The organism is Virgibacillus sp. L01 (assembly GCF_052246775.1).
GTDB lineage: Bacteria > Bacillota > Bacilli > Bacillales > Amphibacillaceae > Lentibacillus.
In genome coordinates, this window is record NZ_JBQQCP010000001.1 from 400111 (window position 1) to 415181 (window position 15071).

The window sequence follows — 15071 nt, forward strand, 5'->3', positions numbered from 1 at the left end:
ACCGAAGTGGCAAGCACCACACTACAATTCCCCGGCAATATCATAATTAGGCAATATCAGTACTTCTACTCGTCTATTTTTTGCCCGGTTTTGATCATTAGTATTAGGTAACATAGGTTTATGTTCACCAAATCCTTTTGCACTGAATGTTTTGGGGTCAAGCTTTTCATTCTCTAAAATCAGGCGCATAAAGTTAACTGCTCGCATGACACTTAAATCCCAATTCGATGAAAACTCACTAGTGCGAATTGGCCTGTCATCTGTATGACCACTGACTATTATTTGGTGTGGTGGGTCCGTGTATAGAAAGGTTGATATAGCACTTGCAATTTCCCTGCCTTCTCCTCTCACCACAGCGCTTCCTGAATCAAATGTTACATCATTGATGATCGTTATTAATAACCCTTCACCATTTAGATTGGTCCCTAACTTTTCGGATAGATTATTTTCGTTTATATATTTATTTATTCTTTGCTGGAGCATTTCCAATTTTTTTAACTCTTGTTCACTATTACTTAATTTTTCCTCTTCCTCAGGTTTTTCAGTCTCCTCTTCATCTTCTTCCACATCTTGAGGCATCTCTATTGTACTATTACTTTCTTCAAGTATCCCTTCCCCACCTGAAAACTCACTATTAAACACGCGCGAGAGCTCTTCATATTTTTTTGCATCTAACTCACTCATCGAAAACAGCACTATGAATAAGGCTAAAAGCAGAGTTAATAAATCCGCATAAGGAAGTAGCCAGGATTCACTCATATGAAGTTCATCATTCTTCTTCTTTCTGCGCATTTGATCCCTCCTGAGCTAATTTCGACAATTCTCTTGGCGATAAATAGGAACTTAGTTTATCTCGAATCAGCTGTGGAGATTCACCATTTGTGATGGATAATACACCTTCAATCATGATTTGTTTCATTAGTACCTCTTTTTTTGATTTCTCTTTAAGTTTGTTTGCGAAAGGGTGCCACAATACATAACCAGAAAATATACCAAACAGTGTTGCTATAAAAGCTGAAGAAATAGCATGTCCTAAAGCCTCCATGTCATTCAGGTCACCTAAAGCAGCAATTAGACCAACAACAGCTCCTAACACACCAAGAGTCGGAGCATATGTCCCAGCTTGCGAAAAGACTGAAACTCCTTTTTGATGTCTGTCTTCCATAGCATCAACTTTTTCTAACATAAGCTCTCTAATAAACTCAGTTGATTGCCCATCAACAGCCAACTGGATGCCTGATGATAAAAAGCTATCATCCAGTTGATCTATTTTAGCTTCAAGTGTCAGTATTCCTTCTTTTCTGGTAAGCTCTGCCCATTCAGTAAATGTATCAACCGTTTGTTTTATATCATTCTGTTTATCTTCCCTAAAAAGGATGACAAAAAGGCTCGGTACTCTTTTAATCGTTTCCATTGGAAAAGCAATACAAACAGACGCAATTGTTCCAAAAAATATAATAATAAACGCGGCGGGATTAATTAACGCTGCTGGACTAACACCTTTTAGTGTCATGCCCACCCCTAAAGCTAAAAACCCGATAATAATACCAATAATTGATGTCTTATCCATCGATATGTACCTCCTTGAAGATAGGGGAGAAACTTGATGTTCCCTACTTTTCCTATAATAAAAAATAGCCTACCAAAAGTGATAGACTTAATTAGTTTAACTACTAATCTTTTCATCCTTTTTTCGGTAACCCGGCAATCATAGTCATAAGACCTTAGACCCGTGGCTCTGCGTCCTTACCTTTCAATAAGTTTGCCATTCTCGTAGGTTATTTAATTTTTAATGTAATCTTATTAGAAGTTTCATACTAACTATATCGTTCAAAAATCCGGAAAGTTGAATACGTAGAGGAAAGAAAAAATATTTTGAAAATGTGGGTCTGCATGTGAGGATTATTTGACTAAGGGCTTAGTCGGTGTTGCTAAGTGAATCCTCATTCCGTTATTTGCCTCAAATAACGACTTTTGGCACCGGTTTCGGATCCTCATTCCGCTATTTGCCCTTTTCACCATCATTTCCCTTTCTTTTAAGACTATTAGCGGAACGAGGATTCACTTCAATCACTTTTGAGCAGTTTTTCTAGCATTTAGCGGAACGAGGATCCGCCATAATTACTTACATGGAATTTATCGGATCCTTATTCCGTTATCGCCAAGCTTTAATATAGATAAGCCTTAGTTGTACTTATGCAGTAAGAAAGTATTTATACTTTCTTACTGCATAATAAAAACACAATCCACCTCAGTAGTAGATTGTGTTTACGATGGAGCATATCGGGCTCGAACCGATGACCTCTTCGCTGCCAGCGAAGCGCTCTCCCAGCTGAGCTAATGCCCCAGTTGGACAGTCTTTATTATAGCATTTTTTTGACTGTTTTCAAGGGTGTAAAATGAAATAAGGGCTATACTTGGAATCAGTGGATTGTATATCAGCCTAATAGTAGGTTTTACTGTATCAGTAGATTGTAGAGAACTATTCTTTTTATTCAATTCCGCTATGCCCCCACAATATAAAAAAAGCCCGGAAAACCCTCCAGGCTCTTCATTGTAAACTTAACTTATAATTCCACACCCTCAGGCAAATGTAAATCATGTTCCTCAACACTGGTGATCTCGTTATTTTCATCTACAAATACCACTTTAGGCTTTAAATCTTCTATTTCCTCATCGGTCATGAGTCCTTGGCTCAAAATAATAACCAGGTCATCTGGAGAAAACAAGTTTGCAGGCGGACCGTTGAGGCAAATGCGGTTTGAACCCTCTGGAGCTGGAATGGCATAGGTCTTCCATCTTGCCGCATTTCGTATGTTTGCAATCTGCACCATTTCATAAGGCTTAATATTTGCTTCCTTCATTAACTTGCAATCAATCGTTATACTTCCAACATAATCAAGCTCAGCCTCTGTGACTGTAGCTCTATGTATCTTTCCTTTACACATTAAACGTTGCATAAAAGTGCCTCCCCTATAATAAATGAACATCTCAAGTATAGTATGACGTAAAACCAAGGATAATTACAAGTGAGCTTTTTCAAGCATAGCAGGCTTTCCCATAAAAAAAGAAATGGAACGCTACTAGAACGCTCCACACCTTACAATACTTACACATTCAACTGTTCGTTCACCTGTTCACGTAATGCTCTTTTCAGGAATTTGCCGACAGAAGTTTTGGGAATTTCCTTAATGAACATAACATCATCCGGTAACCACCATTTCGCAAATTGGGGTTCTAAAAATTCAATTATATCCTGTTTTGATAACTGTTCATCTTCTTTTAGTACAACACATGCTAATGGGCGTTCCTGCCATTTTGGGTGAGGAATCGATACAACCGCAGCTTCAAAAACAGATTCATGGGCCATTATCGCATTTTCTAAATCAACCGAAGAAATCCATTCACCACCACTCTTAATAAGATCTTTGGTTCGATCAACTATTTTAATAGATCCTTCTTCATCAATCGTAACAACATCACCCGTATATAGCCAGCCGTCTCGAAAAACATCCTTGCTTCGGTCATCATTATAGTATTCATCTGCAATCCAGGACCCGCGAATAAGCAGTTCACCCATTTCTTTTCCATCTGAATTTATTTCTCCATTTTCATTGATCGCCTTCACATCCAACCCTGGAACAACCATTCCCTGTTTTGATCGAATTTCCAGTCTGTCTTCTTCAGGTAGTTCTGTCTGATAACTTTTTAGTCGGGCAAGGGTTACAAGCGGCGTGGTTTCTGTCATACCGTATGCATGGATAAACGGAATGCCATGTTCTGATTCAAACGCTCGAATCATCCCTTTAGGAGCAGCTGCCCCACCGCATAGAACAGCGCGTAAACTTTCCATATTATAGTTTCCTTTTTCCAATTCGTTAAGCAAACCTAGCCAAATTGTTGGAACCCCTGCCGTTAGCGTTACCTTATATGACTCAATAAGCTCGGCAAGTATCTTCGGTGTCATCATCGGCCCAGGAAGAACTTGTGTCGAACCAAGCCAAGTTGCCACAAAAGGCATTCCCCAGGCATTTGCATGGAACATTGGGACCACCGGCATCAGGACATCTGATTCTGAAATTGCTGCAGTATCAGCCATACTTAGCACCATACTGTGTAAAACAATACCCCGATGTGAATACACGACACCCTTTGGCTTTCCGGTTGTAGCTGACGTATAACACATCCCTGCAGGATCTTCTTCCTCAATATCCATTGAAAATTGGTATGCTTCATCACCTTCTGAAACCAGCGCTTCATATGAATAAAGCGGTTCTATCTTACTCTCTGGCGGTTTTTCTTCATCCGACATAACAATAAAGGCTTCAACAGTTGGTAATTTATCTTTTATTTTCTCAATTAACGGTAGTAAGTCTACATCAATTAAAAGTACTTTATCCTCTGCATGATTAATAATGTATACAAGATGCTCCTCTGCCAATCGGATATTAATGGTGTGTAAAACTGCACCCATGGATGGTATCGTTAGAAAACTTGGCATTCGCCAAGCCTTTAATTGCGAATGCCTTAGTTGCACTTATGCAGTAGGAAAGTTTTATACTTTCCTATCTGCCAAAATAAGCCTCCAAATGGCGGTGGTGATTCCATGCAAATGTTCCGACTCTATCACCTTTTTGAACACCCAATTTTCCCAAGGCACTTGAGAGAGCCCTGGTACGTTTGCTGATTTCTTGATAGTTGAGCCGGTGAATCCCACCTTGGGTACGCGAGATTATTTCTTTCTTCGGAAAATACTTTTCAGCACGCTCTATTAACGAAACGAGTGTTAAAGGCGTATTCATCATTCTAAATCTCCCCCTTTAGTGGTTACTGGATCCTGTTTTTAACGATTCACGCAGTTTATATTTCATCACTTTTCCTGAGGCATTCCGCAGCAATTCATTCTCTTCAAAGAAGTCAGTAGGCATTTTATAACCTGCAAGATGCTCCCTGCAGAAATCCTTTAATTCTACATAATCAATCGTTTCCCCCTGCTTCGCCACGACAATTGCAACAACCCGCTCACCCCATGTCTCATCAGGTAATCCAACAACAGCTACTTCCAGTATTTTTGGGTGTTTATACAGCACTTGTTCAACCTCAGTTGAATACACATTTTCGCCGCCGGAAATAATCATGTCCTTTTTCCGATCTACCAGTGTTACATAGCCTTCTTCATCGATAGTGGCCAAGTCTCCTGTATAAAGCCACCCGTCGTGCAGGACTTTTTGTGTTTCTTCAGGGTTGTTGTAATAGCTTTTCATGACCATTTCACTACGGATAATAAATTCACCGACTTGCCCTGGATGAACATCTTCACCTGAGTCTGTTACGACTCTTGCTTCCGTGTTCAGCATCGCCCGGCCGCCGGCGCCAAGTTTCGTTTTATGATCTTCAGGCCAAAGCAGAACGCCACCTGGTCCGCCTTCTGTTAAACCACACATATTGAAAAATTGATCATGACCGAACATTTCCATAGATTTTTCTAAAAGTGGGACAGGCATAGGTGCTGCACCATAGCCACATCTTTTTACAGATGACAAATTATATTTTTCTTTATCCGGAACCTGTAGAAAAAAGTTATACATGGTAGGGATTCCAAAAAATAGACTAATTTGATGTTCGTCAATTGCTTTTAATGCTTGAACAGGATCAAAATTCTGATGGATTACCTGGGTGCTCCCAAGATACGTAGCAGTAATCATAAATAGATTTAACTGAGCAGAGTGGAAAAGTGGTGCAACATGGAAAAGATTGTCTTCTGTGCCAATTTTCATCATAATTGATGTGGAGAAAGCGACATGGAGGATGCGATGATGGTCAAATAAAGCCCCTTTTGGATTTCCGGTAGTACCTGACGTGTACAGGATTTCTGCATCATCCCATTCTTCCACAGTTATTTCCGGTTCAGATTCGTTAATTGTCGTTACCTCTTCCAATCTGATTTGACCGTTTGTTGTAGGGCCTGCAGAGACCTGTAATGCTACCTTTTCAGTTGAAGCTTCATTAACTAATTCAGCATATTCACCATCGAAAAAGACGATAGAAGAATCCGAATCATTTAAAATGTAGCCTACTTCTTTGGCTGTCAAACGAAAATTGACAGGAACAGCGACTGCACCAGCCTTCATAATTGCATAGAACGTTACCATGTACGTGTCGGAGTTTTTCATCATCAGTGCTATTTTATCGCCTGTTTTAACACCTCTGGAAATTAACCCATTTGCAAGTTTGTTTACTTCACGATTAAATTCAACATATGAATAAATCTTCTCCCCATAATGTATCGCCGTTTTATGTGGTGTACTTCTAGCATTTCTAACTAATGTAGTACCTATATCCATTCAAAAACCTCCTGAATTTAGTTTTTAACAATAGGCCAACCGTTTCAGCTGAAACTATCTTTCACCTTATCGCAGCACCCCCATTCCCTTCATAACTTCATCCGTATGTTCCCCAATTTTTGGCGCAGAGGAACGAATAGCACCAGGTGTTTCAGATAATTTAATCGGAACACCAATCTGCCTCACATGACCCAATGCGGAATCATTTATCTGTTGAATCATCCCACGTGAAATAATTTGCGGATCTTTAATCATCTCCTGAAAAGTTAGAACTGGTGATACACATGCGTCAATTTCTGAAAAAACTTCCATCCATTCTGATAGTGTTTTTGTTAGAATAATGCGTTGTATTTCTTGTTTTAACTGAAGCTGCTTATCTAATGGGTCATCTTGCAGGGGAATAAATTCGCTCTTGCCAATTGCTTTGCAAAACGCAGTCCAAAATTTCGGTTCCAGTGCTCCTACTGATATATAACGTCCATCGATTGTTTCATAAACTGCATAGCAAGCTTTCCCGCCATCCAGCATTTGCTCCCCTCTCTTTGGATTATTGTTTGTAGCCAAATAATCAGGTAGCAACGTTTGCATCCATGAAATCACGTTATCCAGCATCGAAATATCAATAAATTGTCCCTTTCCTGTTTTTTCTTTATTCAAAAGAGCCATTAAAATACCTGTAACAGCTGGGTAGGCACCACCGCCAATATCGGCAATTGTTGTTGCAGGAATAATTGGATTTCCATCTTTTTCGCCCATCAAATCCAGTAAACCGGCATAGCTGAGATAATTCAGATCGTGACCAGGACGGTTTGCGTATGGACCTGTCTGGCCATATCCTGTAATGGCACAATATACAAGTCCGGGATTGACTGCTTTTAATTGTTCATAGCTCAAACCAAGGCGTTCCATCACCCCCGGACGAAATGATTCAACAACAACGTCTGCATTTTTAACCATTTCCAGAAACACCTGTTTATCTTCTAGTAATTTTAAATTTAGACAGACACTCTTCTTATTCCGATTGAGTGAATGGAACATCGCACTGTTTCCAGCAATCTTCGGATAAAATGCTCTTGCATAATCACCACTATCCGGATCCTCTACTTTTATAACTTCCGCACCAAAATCTGCTAATAACATTGTACAGTACGGACCAGGCAGTAACCGGGTCAAATCAAGTACACTTGTAGACTTCAACGGCAATATGAACTCCTCCTCGCTGCTTCAAACATAATCAAAACCCTTACATTTATCCTAAACTAATACAAATACATTTGTTTGAGCAGACAATACTTCCTCTTCTTCTTGGTTATAAATTATGACTTCAATCGTTAATATCCCTCTTTTTTCATCAGAAAGCATTCGTTTATTCCCAACCTTAAATTGGCCCTTGAGTTGATCATTTGGGATTACCGGTGCCTTAAACTGCATGTCCGCACCAGCACCGCCTACACAGTCACGCCCCAGGATGTCCATTTCTATCCATTCAGCCCAGACTACCGCTAACGTTTGGAAACCTGATGCAATCAGTGACCCATATAGACTTTCTTTAGCCGCTGCTTCATCTGTATGAAAATATTGCGGATCATATTTCTGTCCGAATTCCAGAATGCTTTCTTTCGTAACTGTTACAGGATTGGTTGAATAAACATCACCAATCGATATGTCCCCAAATTTCAATATACTTCACCTCTTTAATCAGAAGGGTATTCATAACTCCATTTTTTTCGCAATAATCATTTTCATAATCTCATTGGTTCCAGCATAAATAGACGATACAGCAACATCCCGATATCTTCTGGCAATCTCATACTCTTCCATATATCCGTAACCACCATGTAGTTGAAGGCATTCTGCTGCAACTTTTTTTGATAAATCCGTTGTCCACCATTTTGCCATCGATACTTCTGTTACAATATCCTTTCCTTCCATATGGTCATCTATCAATCTATCTACAAACGTTCTGCCTATTTCAATCTCTGTCTGAATTTCAGCAAGTTTAAATTGCGTGTTTTGAAACTGGCTGATACTCTTCCCGAATGCTTTCCGCTGTTTGACATAGCTAATTGTTTGATTGAGCATCGTTTCTGCAGAAGCCATACTCTGAATGGAAACCATTAATCGTTCCTGTTGAAGCTTTTCCATTAAATAATAAAATCCTTTACCTTCCTCCCCAAGCAGATTATCACCTGGAACACGAACATTCTCAAAAATTAATTCACTTGTATCATTTGCATGCTGTCCAATTTTTTGAAGTTTTTTACCCTTCGAAAATCCTGGTGTACCATTCTCTACTACAAACAGGCTAACCCCCTTATGCGGCGGATTTGCTTTTGGATCTGTTTTACAAACCACCACTGCTATATCAGCAGAATGTCCATTTGAGATAAACGTTTTTTCACCATTGATAATGTAGTCATCACCATCTTTTATGGCTGTCGTCTGAATAGCTGCAAGATCTGACCCTGCTCCTGGTTCTGTCATGGCGATAGCAGAAACTAAATCACCTCTAATTGCACCGGGCAGCCAGCGCTGTTTCTGCTTTTCTGTACCAAATGATTCGATATATGGAATCACGATATCATTGTGAAGCCCGAACCCAACCATACCAACAATAACCCGATCAAACTCTTCAGAAATAACAACGGCATAACCAAAGTCAGCACCTAACCCCCCATATGCTTCATCAACTTGGGGACAAAGATAGCCCTGTTCTCCCGCCTTTTTCCAGAATGACCTAGGTATTTGTTTCTCTTTTTCCCATTGTTCAATAAACGGTACTGCTTCCTTCTCCAGAAATTTTCGTAAAGAGCTACGAAAAATTTCATGCTCTTCTTTTAAATAACTTCTGCTCATGAATTGCACCTCTTTTTCTATATAAAATAATTACCGTGGCTGCATCCTGATCGCGCCATCCAAGCGAATCGTTTCACCATTTAACATCGGGTTCGTAATAATACTTTGAACTAATTGCGCATACTCATCAGGTCGGCCCAACCTTGATGGAAACGGTGTCATTTTTTCCAAAGCTTCACGTGCCTTATCAGGTAGTCCGGCAAATAATGGTGTTTCAAATAGGCCTGGGGCAATAGACATTACTCTGATTCCAAGCTTGGAAAGGTCCCTTGCAATTGGCAGCGTCATCCCCACGATTCCGCCTTTTGATGCACTATATGCTGCCTGCCCCATTTGTCCTTCATAAGCAGCAACAGACGCCGTATTAATAATTACGCCTCTTTCTCCAGTATGATCAGGTCCATTGGCTGCCATCTTTTCAGAAGCTAACCGAATCATATTAAATGTACCAATTAAATTGATGCCAATCACTTTTGAAAAAGAATCTAAATCATGGGCTTCGTTATTCTTACTTAACGTTCTTTTCGCTTCACCAATCCCAGCGCAATTAACGAGAATATTAACATGTCCAAATGTTTCAACAGCATTGTTTAATGCCGATACCACACTGGATTCATCCGTGACATCAGTTTTAGCGAACATCGCCTTTTCTCCTAATTCTGCTGCAAGGTCATTGCCTTTCTCTGTCTGTAAATCCAGGATTACAGCTTTTCCGCCTTGTGAAACTATATTCCGAACGGTGGCTTCCCCTAATCCTGAAGCTCCACCGGTGACAACTGCAACACTATGATTAACTTCCATTATGAGTTCCTCCTTTAAGATCATCCTTTATCTTTAATTAAAATTTGCATCACATAATCAGCAATCAATTCGGCCATTTCGGTCTCATCTTTTTTCCCTTGGTCAGAATACCACTGTGTAACCCAGTTTATTGCTCCTAAAATAATGTTCCGGACTATCTTTACATCCATCGCCCTAAAAACATCAGCTTCAATTCCTTCTTCTATCAACCGATCAAAGCCTTTTCCGTACGCATCCCTTAATTGAAAAATCTCTTCCAACTGTGAAGGTGAAAAAATTTGCTCCGGATTAAACATCATCACAAATCCGGACCTTTCCCTGATTGCATACTCAATATGGGCCATCATGGCCTTCCTTATTTTTTTGATAACGCTTACATTTTGGTTGTTAATAGACTCCATGTTTTGGATACTTCGATTTAAAATCATGATTTGACTTTCAAATAACAAATTCTGTTTATCCTTAAAATAATAATAAACAGATCCTTTTGTCATTAATAGCTTTGCTGCAATCTCCTCCATGGTTGTCCCATGATAACCCTTTTCGGATAAAATACTCACAGCAGATTGCAAAATCTCTTCTTTTTTCTTTGCTGTTTTCTCCTCACGTAAAGACAAAAGACAGTCACTTCCTCTATGTAAATGTTACTTGTTAATTATATTCTATTGATTCATTTTTTAAATGTCAAGTCACTTTTTAGATAATTTCGAATAATCAATAAGACTGCTTCCCGTTTTTCCACACCTTTTTCCTGAACTTTATAATTCAACTTTCGCAGGGTAAAATGAACGCATAATCCTTGAGGGAATAAGAAAGGCTGAACATTCACTACTTAAGTTGACTTTGATCAACGGTACGTAATTGAAATAAACTGCGAATAATCTCTATAAACTCTCGCCCGCCGTCCGGGGTCGCTACGGGCGGATGCTTTCCGCGGGCACGACCTCAGCCTCCTCGAGAAGACCACTCTGCGGGGTCTTCGGAACGTGCTATTCCCGCTGGAGTCACCGCCCTCCGCTCACCCGGACTAGTGTAGTGCTGTCACACATTTATTATTATGGCGATTTTAACTCCAGTCAACAGCGGAGGAAATACACGTAGACTCCTGTGGGAGCTGAGGCCTAGATGAGACTTCGCAGCGACGCAGGAGCAAGGAGGCTCATTAGCCGCCCACGGAAAGCGAAGTGTATTTCCGGAGCGGCATAATAGCACTCATACTTTTAAAAAGTACTTCGCAGGTTATGACTTATTGTGCATGCAACAATTAAAACCGCTCTGAGATTATCACGATAGCTGTTTGAGCTTATTCTATAGATCTTATAAAATAACAAAACACCGCTCTCCATTTAGAGAACAGTGTCCTAGATAAGCAGTATCTTATACTATTACAAAGACCGGGAAGTGACAGGCACTAATTCATTCGCGACTGCTTTAGTTAGCTCTTTTGTAGTTTTTGGTACAAATGACTTTAGCACTGAATTTATCATCGGTCCGGTAAATCCTTTTGCGGTTATATTAAGGGAGCCAGTCATTCTTGTCACATATTCGTTTATTTCCTTTGCTTCAAAAAAACCATTTCCATCAAAGTTCTCATTCACTCCAGTTAATTGAAAAGAAACCATAGTTGGTTCTTTCCATTCCGTAATGTCCACCTGCAGACAGACAGTTTTTTGTATAATACCGACATCACCTTTAAATGTCCAGGTTGATTGGTTGGTGTTAAGTATTACATGCGTCACATACCCAGGTACTAATGGTGCCCACTTATTCATATCACTGACAAAATCCCAGATGTAATCAATCGGAATCTCAAGATCCACCTGGTGCTTCCCATATGGCATTATACTCCCCCTTTGACTGAAAATAATTGCGTATTTATTATTATATGCTCACTTCAATAATCTAGAAGAAGATTCTGTGAGACCAAAACTAATCCAAACTACTACAACGATTATATCCACCAAACTTCCACTCTACTTTCTTTCCTAACCGGAATATCGCGTCCTCATTACCATTCATGCTTACAACCTGAATAGCGATTGGCATGTTATTCTCATCAGTGCCAGCTGGAATGGTTAATGACGGCAGTCCCCAAACATTAGCATATGCAATATAAGGCATATATTGCATAAATGTTTTGCGAATGGAGAAGATTTCCTGAAACACCTTTCCATGTAAAGGTGCACCAGTATGATAAACCGGTAAAATTAATAATCGATTCATTAAATAATCGGCTACCTCCTTATCCCCCTGCTCAATAATATCTTCAATTTCCTTTATTCTGCCTGCCGTTGGTTTGAATAGTTTGGCTCCAATTAATGCCCATGACAAATACGGATGAACCTTAGTCTTCCTGGTCAGTTTTTCTTTAGCGTATGCGGCCAGTACATTTGAACGGTCCGTATTGAAGGCTAGTTTTTCCATACTTTTTCCACCATCAAGTGACATAATTTCCTGCCATAGCTGAGCACTATTTTCAAAGTAAGGCGGGGTGGACCTATTTACAGAAACTGATTTTTGTAAATAGCTTTCAATTCCACCCACCATATCCTTTGTTTTTTGTGATAATGGGATGTTTAAGCCATCTGATAAAATATCAATCTCGAAATCATCTAGTGATTGCTCCGTAGTAGTAGTATTTGTAATAATATCGTAAATTAATTCCATATCACGCACTGATTTTCCCATCGGTCCCATTCCTGACATCCTTTTTTGCAAAGGAATAGTGTCAGCGGGAAAATGGCCGTTGGATGATACTTGAAATTTCCCCGGTTTAAAACCAACTACCCCATTAAAGTGACTCGGAAAACGAATGGAGCCACCTATATCGGAACCCCAAATAGTGATCCTTTAGTGACGCTTGAATCCTGATTATCTTTTTCTTGAGCCTCTCTTAAAGCCTCTGCATAGCGTTCCTCCACAACAGCATTAATGGCAGGATTCACTTTCTCCAGATGTTCGATATAGGTGTTTACCGCTTCATAACTGGTTATTTCTCCATCTTTAATGGCCCTCGCAATAGAGAAAGCACCCATGTTTAGAATGGATTGTGCGGATAGTACTGAGCTTTGATCTGTTCCCATTTCATCCCACCTTTATTTAGAAACCCTGGCTTAACGATTTTATAATTGATTATCGATAAATACCGACAGTACCTTGGCCCCTTCGTTATCTACCGGGATAAATAAGTGCGGTTTGTCTCCATTAAAATATGCACTATCCTCTGCTTCCATATAGTGTTTATTACCGTCATAATAAAGGTAAATGGAACCCTTTAAAATATAAATAAATTCATCTTGTGAGTGCGTGTAAGAATCTTGACGTAAATTTGAATCCTTTGGTGTAACGTTGACAATCGTTGGTTCAATACCAGAATACGAGGATCTGTTTGCAAGTAATTCATATGAATAGCCCATATTCTCGTCTGTCACATTAGACTCCCTATTTGTCTTTGGAAGCAATACAAGATTCTGTTCTGCCTGATCGTCCAGCACCCAAGCTAAAGGGACCTCCAATGCTTCGCTAATTTTCGATAACGTAGCAATCGCAGAAGAGGTTTGGCCGTTTTCAATTTTTGACAATAAGCTTTTTGAAATACCGCATTCATCAGCTATTTGTTGTTGTGTTTTCTTTTTTCGCAAACGAATTTGATTTATTTTTTGCCCTAAACTATCAAGATTTATGAGAAACCTCTCCTTTTGTTCTGTAATCGAATTAACTCAATATACCTAAAAGCCATGGTGCAGCATATAGAATCATAAAAAGCACACCATAGTTCACGCCATTCTTGTGCAGCAAGCCTGATACAAGTGCTATTAGCATAGTACCAAAGATGTTGATCCAGCCAGCATCCATAAACGCTAACATTACAACCAGACCTGCAAAAAGCCCAATTAGTGCCTCATGTGGAATATACTTGAATACAAAAGCGCAAATCTGGCTCGCATATTTGATCGTTATATAAAAAGTAATAAGTATAGCAATTATAGCGCCAATGATTGTTGCTGTCATGATTTCACCCATGGAAAGCAAATGATGAATATTGTGCTCAGGTGTGAAAACTGGGGGTGCATTGAATAATCCAGCTGCAGGGCCGATAGCCATTGGTGACAAAGGTATTCCAATCGCAATTAACGGGACCAATGTTCCTGAAATATAAGCGGCGTTTGTTAAACCATCCATTGTAGATATTGCCCTTGAAGCCCGCTGAACAGGATCTTTAATATGTCTGGTTAAAAACTCTCCTAAAAATACTGTCATACCAACCGGTGAAAGAAAAAATGTAATAGCCCCTATAAAACTACCAAATGCAGAAGATGCTGTTTCCTTTTTGGTTAGGATTTTAAAAGGGTTTGGAAATCCTTTTACTTTCTTGGCGCTTTTAAGACTAATTTCTTTATTCCCTAGTCCAGGCAAATTTTTACGATAATCATTATTTAATAGCTCAAATAGTTTAAATACAATGGGACCAATCGTAATTCCTAAAAAGAAAGAAACAAAGACAGTAACATCTGAGGGTACAATTTCAAGTCCCCAGTATAAATGTCGCAGCCCCTGTATAAGCAGGGCAAAAGGAATTATAATTGCTAAAGATAAAATTTTGTTTTTGGTCATTAATGCGAGAAATATAGCACCTAAGAAAAAGATTAAACCTGCATACTCACTGATTTTATCTGCGTAGGGAATAATTAAATTTGCAATTAAGAAACTTGTGGGTATGGAAACCAGCGTTCCTATCACAGACCCTGAAGACATTTTTTTAATACTTTGATCTGGCAGCCCATGCCTTTTCAATACCATGGCATGCTCGACCATTGGTGCCGACATGACACCACCAGGTATGCCTGCTATTGCAACAGGAATTGAATCTGTTAATTTTTTAGCCACGATGGCGGCAATGAAAAATGATAGAATTACATAAGGTGAAACCCCTACAAGCACAAGTGCAATCGTCACCGGAGCTAGCACAGCAGTCTCGTCTGTTCCTGGTGCAATACCAATGAGCGTATATAAAGCAGCACCCCCTATACTAGCAAGTACCATTTGTAAAATAATCATCATGTCCAACGT

14 protein-coding genes, 1 tRNA gene, 1 pseudogene and 1 riboswitch are annotated in these 15071 nt (G+C 39.5%); all 16 genes and pseudogenes read right to left on the reverse strand.

Annotation, left to right across the window (positions count from 1 at the left end):
• Positions 1-21: 21 nt before the first annotated feature.
• Positions 22-792, reverse strand: a complete 771-nt coding sequence (gene motB, locus ACTWQM_RS01845) for a flagellar motor protein MotB (protein WP_443256462.1) — start codon at positions 790-792, stop codon at positions 22-24.
• The gene (motA, locus tag ACTWQM_RS01850) at positions 770-1570 is read right to left on the reverse strand and encodes a flagellar motor stator protein MotA (protein ID WP_443256463.1); all 801 of its coding nucleotides are present in this window, start codon (positions 1568-1570) and stop codon (positions 770-772) included. Before motA ends, motB begins: the two co-directional genes overlap by 23 nt.
• A 122-nt stretch (positions 1571-1692) precedes the next feature.
• Positions 1693-1777, reverse strand: a riboswitch (cyclic di-GMP riboswitch).
• 497 nt (positions 1778-2274) lie between these two features.
• Positions 2275-2347 (reverse strand) — tRNA-Ala (locus ACTWQM_RS01855).
• 220 nt (positions 2348-2567) lie between these two features.
• A complete protein-coding gene (gene panD, locus ACTWQM_RS01860) occupies positions 2568-2960 on the reverse strand; it encodes an aspartate 1-decarboxylase (RefSeq protein ID WP_443256464.1) in 393 nt (130 codons plus the stop codon).
• Between the two features lie 149 nt (positions 2961-3109).
• Positions 3110-4805: pseudogene (locus ACTWQM_RS01865) on the reverse strand (long-chain fatty acid--CoA ligase).
• A gap of 15 nt (positions 4806-4820) precedes the next feature.
• Positions 4821-6344 carry a class I adenylate-forming enzyme family protein gene (locus tag ACTWQM_RS01870; protein WP_443256465.1) on the reverse strand — a complete coding sequence of 508 codons (1524 nt, stop codon included), beginning with the start codon at positions 6342-6344 and terminating at the stop codon, positions 4821-4823.
• A gap of 66 nt (positions 6345-6410) precedes the next feature.
• Positions 6411-7547: a CaiB/BaiF CoA transferase family protein gene (locus ACTWQM_RS01875; RefSeq protein ID WP_443256466.1), complete on the reverse strand. Its 1137-nt coding sequence runs from the start codon at positions 7545-7547 to the stop codon at positions 6411-6413.
• Between the two features lie 51 nt (positions 7548-7598).
• Positions 7599-8024 (reverse strand): MaoC/PaaZ C-terminal domain-containing protein, encoded by a 426-nt coding sequence (locus ACTWQM_RS01880; protein ID WP_443256467.1) that lies wholly within the window; start codon positions 8022-8024, stop codon positions 7599-7601.
• Positions 8025-8054: 30 nt separating this feature from the next.
• Positions 8055-9200 (reverse strand): acyl-CoA dehydrogenase family protein, encoded by a 1146-nt coding sequence (locus tag ACTWQM_RS01885; RefSeq protein WP_443256468.1) that lies wholly within the window; start codon positions 9198-9200, stop codon positions 8055-8057.
• A gap of 30 nt (positions 9201-9230) precedes the next feature.
• Entirely contained in the window at positions 9231-10001 is a 771-nt protein-coding gene (locus tag ACTWQM_RS01890) for a 3-hydroxyacyl-CoA dehydrogenase (protein ID WP_443256469.1), read from the reverse strand.
• A 20-nt stretch (positions 10002-10021) separates the two neighbouring features.
• Entirely contained in the window at positions 10022-10618 is a 597-nt protein-coding gene (locus tag ACTWQM_RS01895; RefSeq protein ID WP_443256470.1) for a TetR/AcrR family transcriptional regulator, read from the reverse strand.
• Between the two features lie 768 nt (positions 10619-11386).
• Entirely contained in the window at positions 11387-11842 is a 456-nt protein-coding gene (locus ACTWQM_RS01900; RefSeq protein ID WP_443256471.1) for a CoxG family protein, read from the reverse strand.
• Between the two features lie 88 nt (positions 11843-11930).
• Entirely contained in the window at positions 11931-12848 is a 918-nt protein-coding gene (locus ACTWQM_RS01905; RefSeq protein ID WP_443257073.1) for an amidase family protein, read from the reverse strand.
• Complete coding sequence (locus ACTWQM_RS01910; RefSeq protein WP_443256472.1) at positions 12824-13084, reverse strand: amidase family protein; 261 nt, start codon at positions 13082-13084, stop codon at positions 12824-12826. The genes ACTWQM_RS01905 and ACTWQM_RS01910 overlap by 25 nt, the downstream gene beginning before the upstream one ends.
• 39 nt (positions 13085-13123) lie before the next feature.
• On the reverse strand, positions 13124-13711 hold the full coding sequence (locus ACTWQM_RS01915) for a helix-turn-helix domain-containing protein (RefSeq protein ID WP_443257074.1): 588 nt from the start codon (positions 13709-13711) through the stop codon (positions 13124-13126).
• Between the two features lie 4 nt (positions 13712-13715).
• On the reverse strand, positions 13716-15068 hold the full coding sequence (locus ACTWQM_RS01920; RefSeq protein WP_443256473.1) for a tripartite tricarboxylate transporter permease: 1353 nt from the start codon (positions 15066-15068) through the stop codon (positions 13716-13718).
• Positions 15069-15071: the final 3 nt, after the last annotated feature.

Coding starts and splice junctions, on each gene's coding strand:
- motA (WP_443256463.1), bottom strand. CDS start 1,570: ATGGATAAGACATCAATTATTGGTATTATTATCGGGTTTTTAGCTTTA.
- ACTWQM_RS01885 (WP_443256468.1), bottom strand. CDS start 9,200: ATGAGCAGAAGTTATTTAAAAGAAGAGCATGAAATTTTTCGTAGCTCT.
- ACTWQM_RS01910 (WP_443256472.1), bottom strand. CDS start 13,084: ATGGGAACAGATCAAAGCTCAGTACTATCCGCACAATCCATTCTAAAC.
- ACTWQM_RS01900 (WP_443256471.1), bottom strand. CDS start 11,842: ATGCCATATGGGAAGCACCAGGTGGATCTTGAGATTCCGATTGATTAC.
- ACTWQM_RS01890 (WP_443256469.1), bottom strand. CDS start 10,001: ATGGAAGTTAATCATAGTGTTGCAGTTGTCACCGGTGGAGCTTCAGGA.
- motB (WP_443256462.1), bottom strand. CDS start 792: ATGCGCAGAAAGAAGAAGAATGATGAACTTCATATGAGTGAATCCTGG.
- ACTWQM_RS01870 (WP_443256465.1), bottom strand. CDS start 6,344: ATGGATATAGGTACTACATTAGTTAGAAATGCTAGAAGTACACCACAT.
- panD (WP_443256464.1), bottom strand. CDS start 2,960: ATGCAACGTTTAATGTGTAAAGGAAAGATACATAGAGCTACAGTCACA.